At 58.1% G+C, this 11,713-nt stretch carries 10 protein-coding genes; 3 read left to right on the top strand and 7 right to left on the bottom strand.

The genetic code is table 11. The annotated features are described in order from the left end of the window. Positions 1–125: 125 nt before the first annotated feature. The 3 genes from rpoD to rpsU form a co-directional block, all read right to left on the bottom strand. On the bottom strand, positions 126–1,970 hold the full coding sequence (rpoD, locus tag JFT81_RS20940) for an RNA polymerase sigma factor RpoD (RefSeq protein ID WP_201228756.1): 1,845 nt from the start codon (positions 1,968–1,970) through the stop codon (positions 126–128). A 67-nt stretch (positions 1,971–2,037) separates the two neighbouring features. Further along, positions 2,038–4,002: a DNA primase gene (gene dnaG, locus JFT81_RS20935; protein ID WP_201228754.1), complete on the bottom strand. Its 1,965-nt coding sequence runs from the start codon at positions 4,000–4,002 to the stop codon at positions 2,038–2,040. Positions 4,003–4,488: 486 nt separating this feature from the next. Continuing rightward, a complete protein-coding gene (gene rpsU, locus JFT81_RS20930; protein ID WP_002551877.1) occupies positions 4,489–4,704 on the bottom strand; it encodes a 30S ribosomal protein S21 in 216 nt (71 codons plus the stop codon). A gap of 199 nt (positions 4,705–4,903) precedes the next feature. Between rpsU and tsaD the strand changes: the two genes are divergently transcribed. Next, positions 4,904–5,929 (top strand): tRNA (adenosine(37)-N6)-threonylcarbamoyltransferase complex transferase subunit TsaD, encoded by a 1,026-nt coding sequence (tsaD, locus tag JFT81_RS20925; protein WP_034155077.1) that lies wholly within the window; start codon positions 4,904–4,906, stop codon positions 5,927–5,929. A gap of 23 nt (positions 5,930–5,952) precedes the next feature. Here the strand turns inward: tsaD and plsY are convergent, their stop codons facing one another. Further along, positions 5,953–6,522: a glycerol-3-phosphate 1-O-acyltransferase PlsY gene (plsY, locus tag JFT81_RS20920; RefSeq protein WP_201228752.1), complete on the bottom strand. Its 570-nt coding sequence runs from the start codon at positions 6,520–6,522 to the stop codon at positions 5,953–5,955. 74 nt (positions 6,523–6,596) lie between these two features. On the opposite strand from plsY, the gene folB reads away from it, so the two are divergent. Next, positions 6,597–6,953, top strand: coding sequence for a dihydroneopterin aldolase (gene folB / locus JFT81_RS20915; RefSeq protein ID WP_064390789.1), 357 nt, complete (start codon positions 6,597–6,599; stop codon positions 6,951–6,953). Then, complete coding sequence (gene folK, locus JFT81_RS20910) at positions 6,944–7,459, top strand: 2-amino-4-hydroxy-6-hydroxymethyldihydropteridine diphosphokinase (protein ID WP_201228750.1); 516 nt, start codon at positions 6,944–6,946, stop codon at positions 7,457–7,459. The genes folB and folK overlap by 10 nt, the downstream gene beginning before the upstream one ends. An 83-nt stretch (positions 7,460–7,542) precedes the next feature. On the opposite strand, the gene JFT81_RS20905 is transcribed toward folK, so the two are convergent. The 3 genes from JFT81_RS20905 to JFT81_RS20895 form a co-directional block, all read right to left on the bottom strand. Beyond that, a complete protein-coding gene (locus JFT81_RS20905; protein WP_201228748.1) occupies positions 7,543–8,766 on the bottom strand; it encodes a multifunctional CCA addition/repair protein in 1,224 nt (407 codons plus the stop codon). 63 nt (positions 8,767–8,829) lie between these two features. Then, positions 8,830–10,392: a SpoVR family protein gene (locus tag JFT81_RS20900; protein WP_201148890.1), complete on the bottom strand. Its 1,563-nt coding sequence runs from the start codon at positions 10,390–10,392 to the stop codon at positions 8,830–8,832. Then, positions 10,389–11,660, bottom strand: coding sequence for a YeaH/YhbH family protein (locus JFT81_RS20895; protein ID WP_008085192.1), 1,272 nt, complete (start codon positions 11,658–11,660; stop codon positions 10,389–10,391). Before JFT81_RS20895 ends, JFT81_RS20900 begins: the two co-directional genes overlap by 4 nt. Positions 11,661–11,713 lie beyond the last annotated feature (53 nt).

The following is an 11,713-nucleotide window of genomic DNA, read 5'->3' as shown; positions in this document are numbered from 1 at the left end:
ACGCTCTCGTTATGGCTCGGGGATGATTGGTTCGAGTGTAGACGCGGTACGCGGGGGAGGGGTGGTGCGCGGGATTTAATCTGCCTAATAAACAAAACCCCCGGCCTGGGCCGGGGGTTCTGGTATCACTCGTCGAGGAAGGAGCGCAGATGCTCGCTTCGCGTCGGGTGGCGCAGCTTGCGCAACGCCTTGGCTTCAATCTGACGGATCCGCTCGCGCGTTACGTCAAACTGTTTGCCCACTTCTTCGAGTGTATGGTCGGTGTTCATGTCGATACCGAAACGCATGCGCAGTACTTTGGCTTCACGAGCAGTGAGGCCGGACAGTACTTCACGAGTCGCTTCTTTCAGGCTCTCAACAGTGGCGACATCGATTGGCGACTGCATGGTCGAGTCTTCGATGAAGTCACCCAGATGGGAGTCTTCGTCATCACCGATCGGCGTTTCCATGGAGATCGGCTCTTTAGCGATCTTCAATACCTTGCGGATCTTGTCCTCAGGCATTTCCATGCGTTCGCCCAACTCTTCCGGGGTCGGTTCGCGACCCATTTCCTGCAACATCTGCCGGGAAATACGGTTGAGCTTGTTGATCGTCTCGATCATGTGCACCGGAATACGGATGGTGCGGGCCTGGTCGGCGATCGAGCGAGTGATCGCCTGACGGATCCACCAGGTGGCATAAGTCGAGAACTTGTAACCACGACGGTATTCGAACTTGTCCACCGCTTTCATCAGGCCGATGTTGCCTTCCTGAATCAAATCGAGGAATTGCAGGCCGCGGTTGGTGTACTTCTTGGCGATCGAGATCACCAGACGCAAGTTGGCTTCAACCATCTCTTTCTTCGCGCGGCGGGCTTTGGCCTCACCGATCGACATGCGACGGTTGATGTCCTTGATTTCTGCGATGGTCAGACCGGTTTCGGTTTCCAGCGCAATCAACTTCTGCTGGCAACGGATGATGTCCGGCTGAACGCGACCGATGGCTTCGGCGTACTTGCTCTTGCCTTTGGCCAGGGCGTCGGACCAGCTTTCGTCGACTTCGTTACCCGGGAACTGACGCAGGAAATCGGCGCGTGGCATACGTGCATCACGTACGCACAGTTGCATGATCGCGCGCTCTTGCTGACGCAGACGATCCAAAGCACCGCGAACACGCTCGACCAAGCCTTCGAATTGCTTCGGAACCAGTTTGATCGGCATGAACAGCTCGGCCAACGCCAACAATTCGGCAACTGTTGCCTTGTTGCTGCGACCGTGCTTTTTCAGCGCTTTGCGGGTGATTTCCATCTGATCGGCGACAGCGCCAAAGCGCTGGGCAGCGATAACCGGATCCGGACCGCTTTCGGCTTCTTCTTCGTCATCGGAAGATTCGGCTTCATCGTCGTCGGTTTCGTCGTCGGCTTTCGCGACTTTCGCTTCGACAGGCGGCGGCACCTCGGCAGGCGGCGCAATCCCATCGTCCGGGTCGATATAACCGCTCAGGACGTCGGACAGGCGGCCACCTTCGGTGGTCACACGAGTGTACTCGGAGAGAATGTGGTCAACCGTGCCAGGGAAGTGCGCGATTGCGCTCATCACTTCACGGATGCCTTCTTCGATCCGCTTGGCGATTTCGATTTCGCCTTCGCGTGTCAGAAGCTCGACCGTACCCATTTCACGCATATACATGCGCACAGGGTCAGTGGTACGACCGATATCGGTCTCCACTGCTGCCAACGCAGCTGCTGCTTCTTCCGCAGCGGCCTCGTCGGTATCGGCGTCGGCCAACATAAGGGCGTCCGCATCCGGAGCACTCTCGTGTACGGGGATCCCCATGTCATTAATCATGCGGATGATGTCTTCCACCTGCTCAGGATCTGAAATATCCTCGGGCAGGTGGTCGTTGACCTCGGCGTAAGTCAGATACTTCTGCTCACGACCCAGTTTGATCAACTCAATAATACGAGATTGCTGTTGCGCTTTTCCGGACATAACACCCTATCCACTGAAGGTCTTGGCGGGCAAAAAACAAGCCGAGGATTATACCTGAGCTATGACCTCACGCGCCAGTTGAGGTCGGGTTTGATGCGGAAACATTGCGACTTAATAGGTCGCGCAGTTGATTTTTCTCTTCGCTGCTCAGTTCGCTTTGACGCGCTTTTCTGAGCAGTTGTTCCAGATTTCGCTCGCGTTGGCGGGCTGACAAGCTAGTAATGGTGTCGAAAAACTGTTGTTCAAGGTTATCTCCGTCAATCAACCACTCCTTTTCAGCCAGTGCCTTGAGCAAGCGACCCTGTTCAGTGCCGTGCCATCGCGCGATCAACTGAAATGAGTTTAGCTTGGGATTCTTCTGTACGGCTTCGAGCAGCGCCACAAGCAACTGAGCGTTGGTCTGATTTTCGTCCGCAATGTGTCCGGCGTCTTCAACGCGCTCGGCCAATTGCGGGTGATGAAGCAGCGTGCGCAGGGCGGTCAGGGTCGGCGATTCAACGCCAATCGGTGTGCGCGGACGTTGTTGATCGCGATCGCCGCCACGCTTGCCGTTTTTATCCCAAGGCTTCTTGTCCCACTTCTTGCCGCCAGCGCCGGGTTTCTTCGGCGTCCACTCCTGCTGCGGCACATACATGTCCTGTGCCTGCGGCTGATGGTAGTCGCTGTAGTCCGGCATTGCGTCGTAATTGATGCCTGGATTGTAGGCGGGCGGCGCTTCCTGCGGCGCACTTTGCGCGAGCTGACTGACGGTTTCGCTGCTCAGGCCGGTGATTTCGGTCAGGCGTTGGCGCATCAGGATGCGCAGGTTGGCGCCCGGCACTTTGTCGATCAACGGTGCAGCGAGGGTAGCCATATGGGCCTTGCCTTCGAGCGAGCGTGGATCGGCTTCTTCGGTCAGTTGCTGGAAGAAATAATCGGCAAGCGGCTGCGCATGCTGATTGATCCGGGCCTTGAAGGCGTCGGTACCTTCGGCGCGAACCAAGGTGTCCGGGTCTTCGCCTTCGGGCAAAAACAGGAAGCGCGCGCGACGGCCGTCCTGCAAGCTCGATAACGTCGCTTCCAGGGCGCGCCATGCGGCGTTGCGGCCGGCCTGATCGCCATCGAAGCAGAACAATACGTTCGGCACGACGCGGAACAGGCGCTTCAGGTGTTCTTCACTGGTTGCGGTGCCCAGTGTTGCGACGGCATTTTTCAGGCCTTGCTGGGCGAGAGCGATGACGTCCATATAACCTTCGACGACGATGATTTCGTCGAGGTTGCGATTGTTCTTGCGTGCTTCATAGAGGCCGTAGAGTTCCTGGCCTTTATGGAATACCGGGGTTTCCGGTGAGTTCAGATACTTCGGCTTGTCGTCGCCGAGTACGCGGCCACCGAACGCGATGATGCGCCCGCGGGTGTCGCGAATCGGGAACATCACGCGATCGCGGAAGCGGTCATAGCGTTTGCCGGTTTCGGCGTTCTCGATCAGCAGGCCGGCGTCGATCATGGCTTTTTGCTGAAGGGTGTCGCTGCTCAGGTGTTTGAACAGATTGTCCCAGCCCGGCGGCGCGAAGCCGAGGCCGAAATCCCGGGCGATCTCGCCAGTCAGGCCGCGGCCCTTGAGGTAATCCACCGCGGCTTTGCGCGATGGATGGCTCTTCAGCGCCTGCCGATAAAAGTCGGCGGCGGCGGTGAGCAGCGGATACAGCGGCGAATCAGTTGGCTGACGCGGTTTGTGCGGGCGACCGCTTTCTTCGCGGGGGATTTCCATGCCGGCGGCTTTTGCCAGATCTTCAACGGCCTGGGGGAAGTCCAGGTTGTCGTGATCCATGAGAAAGCCGAGGGCGTTGCCGCCCGCGCCGCAGCCGAAGCAGTAATAGAACTGCTTGTCGGGACTCACGCTGAAAGACGGGGTTTTTTCTTTGTGAAACGGGCAACAGGCGGTGTAGTTCTTGCCGGCCTTCTTCAATTGCACGCGCGAACTGACCACGTCGACGATGTCGGTGCGGTTCAGCAGGTCGTCAATGAAGCTCTGGGGTATCAGCCCGGCCATGGCATTCTCGTCGTCTGCGCTGCAATAAGTCCGATGCGAAGGGCGGCCGGACGCGGGTCGTTGTTGTAAGCACGCAAAATGTGCGGCTCGACCGGTGTCGTCTGCATAATCGCTGTCGGGAAGTGTATCTGCCGAAAATCCACTGACGTTAGTACCTATCAGTCTTCGACTATTTGAAAGTGTTGCGCTGAATCCGCTGGCGGCCGGTTAAGAGGCCTCGGATAGCTCAATAAAGCGGGCACGCATGCAGGTGCCTTGGGCTGATCGTCGTAAGAGGAATCAGTGGGTGTGCTCGTCAGTAGCCTTGAAAGGCTCGTCAGAAAAGACGTGCACCGCTGGCAAAAGAGCCAGGTCTGACGTTTGAAGCAGATTTGTCTCGGTCGCGTGTGCGGCTTCGACAGTGAAGCATCAAGCGTTTTACGCAAATGCCATTAGCCCGGCTGAGAGCCGGGCTTAGGCAAGAAGCTTGCTACGAACGTCTGTGTATTAGTACAGACGAACGGCGCGGCGCTGTTCGCGCTGAACTTTCTTGGCGTGACGCTTAACAGCGGCTGCTGCTTTGCGCTTACGCTCAGAAGTTGGCTTCTCGTAAAATTCGCGGCTACGAACTTCAGCCAGTACACCGGCTTTTTCGCAGGAGCGCTTGAAACGACGCAGAGCTACGTCGAAGGGTTCGTTCTCTTTAACTTTGACGGCTGGCATCCAGAGCTACCTTCATTCATTACCGGGGTCAACATCCTCGCGGCAAAAGAGCACTTGAAGACGTCGGTTTTTAAGGGTTGCGGATGTTAACCCCTCATCGCTCGGAATGCAAAGCCTCTGATCGAAAACCGCTGGTCGGGGCATCACTCGGGGACTATTATGCGCGCCTTCGAATTCAGCCTAAACAAGGCGCAAACCCATGCTAGTACTGGGATTAGAAACCTCCTGCGACGAAACCGGCGTCGCATTATATGACAGTGAGCGCGGCCTGCTGGCCGACGCGCTGTTCAGCCAGATCGACCTGCACCGCGCCTATGGCGGTGTGGTGCCGGAACTGGCCTCGCGTGACCACGTCAAGCGCATGCTGCCCTTGATTCGTCAGGTGTTGGCCGAGGCTGACTGCGTGCCGACCGAGATCGACGCGATCGCCTACACCGCGGGCCCTGGCCTGGTTGGTGCGTTGCTGGTCGGTGCTTCCTGCGCGCAAGCGCTGGCGTTTGCCTGGGGCATTCCGGCCCTCGGCGTGCACCACATGGAAGGTCATTTGCTGGCGCCGATGCTGGAGCCAAAACCACCGGAATTCCCGTTCGTCGCTTTGTTGGTCTCCGGTGGTCATACGCAGCTGGTTCAGGTCGATGGCATCGGTCAATACAGCTTGCTTGGCGAAACACTCGACGATGCCGCGGGCGAAGCGTTCGACAAAACCGCGAAGATGATGGGCCTCAATTATCCGGGTGGGCCGGAAATCGCCAAGTTGGCGGAGAAAGGCGTCGCAGGACGTTTCACTTTCCCGCGTCCGATGTGTGATCGCCCGGGTTTGCAATTCAGCTTCAGTGGTCTGAAAACCTCTGCTCTCAACGCCTGGCAGCAGTGCGTTAGCGCCGGGGACGACAACGAGCAAGCCCGTTGCGACATCGCGCTGGCGTTCCAGCAGGCCGTGGTGGAGACTTTGACCATCAAGTGCAAGCGCGCCCTCAAACAGGCGGGCATGAAGCGTCTGGTGATCGCTGGCGGCGTCAGCGCCAACAAGGCACTGCGTGTTTCGCTGGAGAAAATGCTCGGTGACATGAAAGGCGATGTGTTTTACGCCCGTCCCGAGTTCTGCACTGACAACGGCGCGATGATCGCGTTTGCCGGTTGCCAGCGTTTGCAGGCCGGTCAGCAGGAAAGTCTGGCGATCAGCGTGCAGGCGCGCTGGCCGATGGAGCAGTTGTCAGCGTTGTGATGAGCGGCGCTCATGAACGGTATTTAAAAATGCCGTTCGCGCCCGGCAAACAGGTCGCGTAGATTGCCGCGGTGGCGCCAGACGATCAGCAGCGTCAACGCGCTCATTGGTAACAACGCTTCCGGTTCCTGCCAGGCGAGTAGCGGCAGGGTCAGTGGCGTGGCAATCAGCGCCGCCAGCGAACTGGTGCGGGTCAGGTAGAACGTCAGCAGCCAGGCGCAAACGGCGAGCAGCGCGGCGGGCGGATACAGGCCCAGGAGCATGCCGGCAGCGGTAGCAACACCTTTGCCGCCACGGAAGCGGAAATACAGCGGGAACAGGTGGCCGATCACGGCGCATACGCCGATCCAGGCCTGATCCTGCAGCGAAAGGCCCGCAGCCGCTGCTATCAGCACCGGCACAAGGCCTTTGCACAGATCACCCAGCAAGGTCAGGATCGCGAGTTTGCGACCGGCCAGGCGCAGCATGTTGGTGGCACCGGCATTGCCTGAGCCACTCATTCGCGGATCCGGGTTTCCGGTCAGGCGGCTGAGCAAAATGGCGAAGGACAGCGAGCCGAGCAGGTAGGCGAAGGTCGCCAGTAACCAAAACATGCTAACTATTCCGGGCGAGGACGCCCTGATTCTAACGGCGCATTGCGCCCTTGTCGTGCAGCGGAGAAAAGTGCTTGGACAGAGTGTTTATCGAGGGCCTGGAAGTCGACACCGTCATTGGTGCCTACGACTGGGAGCGCGGCATCCGACAGTGCTTGCGTCTTGATCTGAGCTTCGCCTGGGACAATCGCCCAGCCGCCGCCGGCGACGATCTGACCCTGGCGCTCGACTACGCCAGCGTTTCCACGCGGATTCAGGCTTTTGCCGAGCAGGCGCAGTTTCAATTGGTCGAGACTTTTGCCGAGCGTCTGGTTGAGGTGCTGATGAGCGAGTTCAAGATCACTTGGGTGCGTCTGAAACTGACCAAGCCTGGCGCTGTTCCTGCCGCCAAGGGCGGTGTCGGTGTGGAGATCGAGCGCGGATGTCGCTGACTCAGGTCTATCTTGGGCTCGGTAGCAACATCGAGCGCGAAACCCATTTGCGCGCAGGTCTTGATGCGCTGGCGACGTTTCTGGTGGATATCCGCTGTTCGGCGGTGTTCGAGAGCCAGCCGGTGGGGATCAAGAGCGGGCCGTTCTTCAACTTTGTGGTGTCGGCCTTCACCGACCTGCCATTGATGGAGCTGGAACGCCGCTTGAAATTTATCGAGGCGGATAACGGCCGATATGCGCCGGATCGCAAGGGCTTGCCGCTGGATATCGATGTGCTGCTGTACGGCGATCGGGCAGGTAATTTCGATGGCTTGGTCTTGCCGCGCGCTGAAATTCTGAAAAACGCCTTTGTGCTGTGGCCGTTGTCGCTGATTGCGCCGGATCGTGTGCATCCGGGCGTGGGAAAAAGCTTCGCGACGTTGTGGGCAGAAGCGCAGATTGATCAGGTGCTGTCGCCGGTCGCGTTTGAATGGCGGGGTGAGCAACTCACGCCTGAGAATCTTTAAAAGCAAGAGATCGCAGCCTGGGGCAGCTCCTACAGAGAAACCCGTGTAGTAGCTGCCCCAAGCTGCGATCTTTTGATCTTGCTTCAGGCGTTCTCTTTGTACACTTTCAAGGCCTTGAGCCGTTCACGCTTCAACGCTTCGCCCAGTTCGGGCCCCTTGAGTCCTTTCTCCAGCAACGGCTGCACCGCGACTTCCCGCGCAGCCTTCGCCGCACCGCGCAAATAATCCGCCTGTGGGTAACTCCTTTGCTCCAGTCCTTTGCGGCCCCGGGCATCCATCTCGCACGCAACGATAAACTCTTCAAACCGTTGCGGCCGGCGATACACATCAAAGCTCTGTAACAACTCCAGTAGCGTCGAAGCCTTCAGCTCCAGCGCCCGGTGCCCGTGGGTGTGGTATTTGCCAACCAGCAACGCCAATTCCTGGCAATCCTTCGGCGCCTTGAAGCGTTCGTTGACCGCTTTGATCAGTTTCAGCCCTGTGTGCTCGTGAGCGATGTGCCGTGGCCATTCCTCGGTCGGGGTGAGGCCTTTGCCTAGATCGTGCAGCAGGCAGGCCCAGCGTACGGTGAGCGGTTGTTTGTGCAGAGCCGATTGCTCCAGCACGCTCAAGGTGTGAATGCCGGTGTCGATTTCCGGATGATGGACTTCCGGTTGCGGCACGCCGAAAAGCGCATCGACTTCTGGCATCAGTACTCTCAGTGCGTCACAGTCGCGAAGCACCTGAATGAACACCTGTGGCTGATCTTCCATCAGTGCTCGGGAGATTTCCTTCCAGCTACGCTCGGCCGTCAGCGCTTGCAGTTCGCCGGATTCGCTGAGCTGGCGCATCAGTTCCAGGGTCTGCGGCGCAACGGTGAAACCGAGATCGGCATAGCGGGCAGCAAAGCGGGCAACACGCAGTACACGGAGCGGATCTTCGGCGAACGCCGGAGAAACATGGCGCAGGATTCGATCTTCAAGATCGCGCTGACCGTGATAGGGATCAGTCAAATTTTGCTGGTTGTCCTCGGCCATGGCGTTGATGGTCAGGTCGCGACGGATCAAGTCTTCTTCAAGCGTCACTTCGGGGCTGGCGTGAAAAGTGAAGCCGCCATAACCTCGACCACTTTTGCGCTCGGTACGGGCAAGGGCATATTCCTCACCACTTTTTGGATGAAGAAAAACCGGAAAATCCGCGCCCACCGGACGATAGCCCAGGGCGAGCATTTCTTCCGTGGTAGCACCAACGACTACCCAGTCGATATCGGTGACCGGTTTGCCCAGCAAGCGATCACGCACCGCACCGCCAACCTTGTAAATCTGCATAAAAAACCTCCGTTAGCCCGACAGGATAACCCTTGCGTCAGACTTTCGGAGGCCAGAACCGGATCAAAGATGAATGACGGCCAGGTCGAGCCGACCGTAATCCCCCTCGCTGTGTTCGCTGCGTGGCGGAACATGATGGGTTTTCATGATCTGGTCGCCCTGCAGGGTTTCCAGATGGATGTCGAAGCCCCACAAGCGATGCAGGTGTTTGAGCACTTCGTCGGTAGAGTCACCCAGCGGTTTGCGATCGTGTTGCTGGTGGCGCAGGGTCAGCGAACGGTCACCACGACGATCGATGCTGTAAATCTGCACGTTCGGCTCACGATTGCCGAGGTTGTACTGCGCGGCGAGGGTTTCGCGGATGATTCGGTAGCCGGTTTCGTCATGGATCGCCGGTACCAGCAAATCGTCCTTCTGATCGTCATCAAGGATGCTGAACAGTTTCAGATCGCGGATGACCTTGGGTGACAGGTATTGCAGGATAAAGCTCTCGTCCTTGAAGCTGCTCATGGCGAACTTGATGGTCGACAGCCAGTCGGTACCGGCGATATCCGGGAACCAGTGGCGATCTTCCTCTGTAGGCTCCTCGCACATGCGTCGAATGTCACGGTACATGGCAAAGCCCAGTGCGTAGGGGTTGATGCCGCTGTAGTAGGGGCTGTCGAAGCCCGGCTGGAACACCACGCTGGTGTGCGACGTGAGGAATTCCATCATGAAGCCGTCGGTGACCAAGCCTTCGTCGTACAGGTCGTTCATCAGCGTGTAGTGCCAGAACGTCGCCCAACCTTCGTTCATCACCTGAGTCTGGCGTTGTGGATAGAAGTACTGGGCGATCTTGCGCACGATCCGCACGATCTCGCGCTGCCAGGGTTCCAGCAACGGCGCGTGTTTCTCGATGAAGTAGAGGATGTTTTCCTGAGGCTCGGCCGGGAAACGTGCGTTGTCCTTGTCGCTGTATTTGTCTGCGCCTTTGGGGATGGTGCGCCACAGATCGTTGATCTGCTTCTGCAGGTGTTCTTCACGATCTTTCTGCCGCCGCCGTTCCTCCTCGGCGGAAATCGGATACGGGCGTTTATAGCGGTCGACACCGTAATTCATCAGCGCATGGCAGGAGTCGAGCAGGTCTTCCACCGCATCGATGCCGTGGCGCTCCTCGCACTGCATGATGTACTGCTTGGCGAACACCAGGTAGTCGATGATCGAGCTGGCGTCAGTCCAGGTGCGAAACAGGTAATTACCCTTGAAGAAGCTGTTGTGGCCATAGCACGCGTGCGCGACTACCAGCGCCTGCATGCAGATGGTGTTTTCTTCCATGAGGTAAGCGATGCACGGATCGGAGTTGATCACGATCTCGTACGCCAGGCCCATTTGCCCGCGGCTGTAGGATTTTTCGGTGCTGAGGAAGTGTTTGCCGTAAGACCAATGGTGGTAACCCAGCGGCATGCCCACCGAGGCATAGGCGTCCATCATTTGTTCAGCGGTGATCACTTCGATCTGGTTGGGGTAGGTGTCCAGTGCATAGCCGGCCGCGATGCGGGCGATTTCGCGGTCGTAAGTCTGGATCAGCTCGAACGTCCATTCGGAGCCGGTTGAAATGGGTTGGCGCTTCTGCTCTTTGGCGGTCATGTCACTAACCTGCGCTGGAAGAGTTCACGGAAGACCGGATAGATATCCCCGGCCGAGACCAGTTGCTGCTGGGCAAATGTGTCAGAGAAGGCATCGGCAATGCGCTCGTATTCGTACCACAAGGCCTGATGTTCACGCGGGGTGATCTCCACGTAAGTGTAGTACTGCACAAACGGCATGATCTGATTGATCAGGATATCGCGGCAGATCGGCGAATCATCGTTCCAGTTGTCACCGTCGGAAGCCTGCGCCGCGTAGATGTTCCACTCGTTGCTCGGATAACGCTCGGCCATGATCTCCTGCATCAGTTTCAATGCACTGGAAACAATCGTGCCGCCGGTTTCCCGTGAATAGAAAAACTCCTCCTCGTCAACTTCCCGGGCGCTGGTGTGGTGGCGGATGAACACCACGTCGATCTTGTCGTAGTTCCGCTTGAGGAACAGGTACAGCAGGATGAAAAAGCGTTTGGCGATGTCCTTGGTCGCCTGTGTCATCGAGCCAGAAACGTCCATCAGGCAGAACATGACGGCTTTCGAGCTGGGGTTCGGCTGTTTGATCAGCAGGTTGTATTTCAAGTCGAAGGTGTCGAGGAACGGCACGCGGTGAATGCGCGCGCTGAGTTTTTCGATTTCAGCCTCGAGTTCCTGAATATCGCCGAAGTTGTCCGGCTCTTCGCGTTTCAGGCGCTCAAGTTCTTCCTTGGCCTCGCGCAGTTTCGCCCGGCTGCTGCCAGACAACGCAATGCGCCGCGCGTGCGCTGAACGCAAGGTGCGGATGATGTTGATTCGTGACGGGTTGCCCTCGTTGCTGATCCCCGCACGCACGGTTTTGAAGGTGTCGGTGCCGCTCAGGTTGCGTTTGACCAGGTTCGGCAGTTCGAGGTCTTCGAACATGAATTCGAGGAATTCTTCCTGAGTGATCTGGAAGACAAACTCGTCCATGCCTTCGCCAGAGTTGCCGGCCTTGCCCGGACCTCGGCCGCCGCCACCGCCCGGTGGACGAGCGATATGTTCACCGGCGGTAAATTCCTTGTTGCCGGGATGCACGACGGTCTGTTTGCCACCACGACCGTGATGAAGCACCGGTTCGTCGATGTCGCGACCGGGGATGCTGATCTGCTCGCCGTGCTCCATATCGGTAATGGAGCGCCGGCTGACCGCCTCTTCGACGGCCTTTTTGATGTGGTCACGGTAACGCCGCAGGAAGCGCTGACGGTTCACCGTGCTCTTGTTCTTGCCATTCAGACGTCGGTCGATCACATAGCTCATAGACCCCTCCGGGGAGCTTCAAGTCATACGCTTCAAGCTGCAAGTGAACGCTC

The organism is Pseudomonas sp. TH43, assembly GCF_016650635.1.
Lineage (GTDB): Bacteria > Pseudomonadota > Gammaproteobacteria > Pseudomonadales > Pseudomonadaceae > Aquipseudomonas.
The sequence above is the reverse complement of the archived record's forward strand: the minus strand, read 5'-3'. Positions and strand labels throughout refer to the sequence as shown.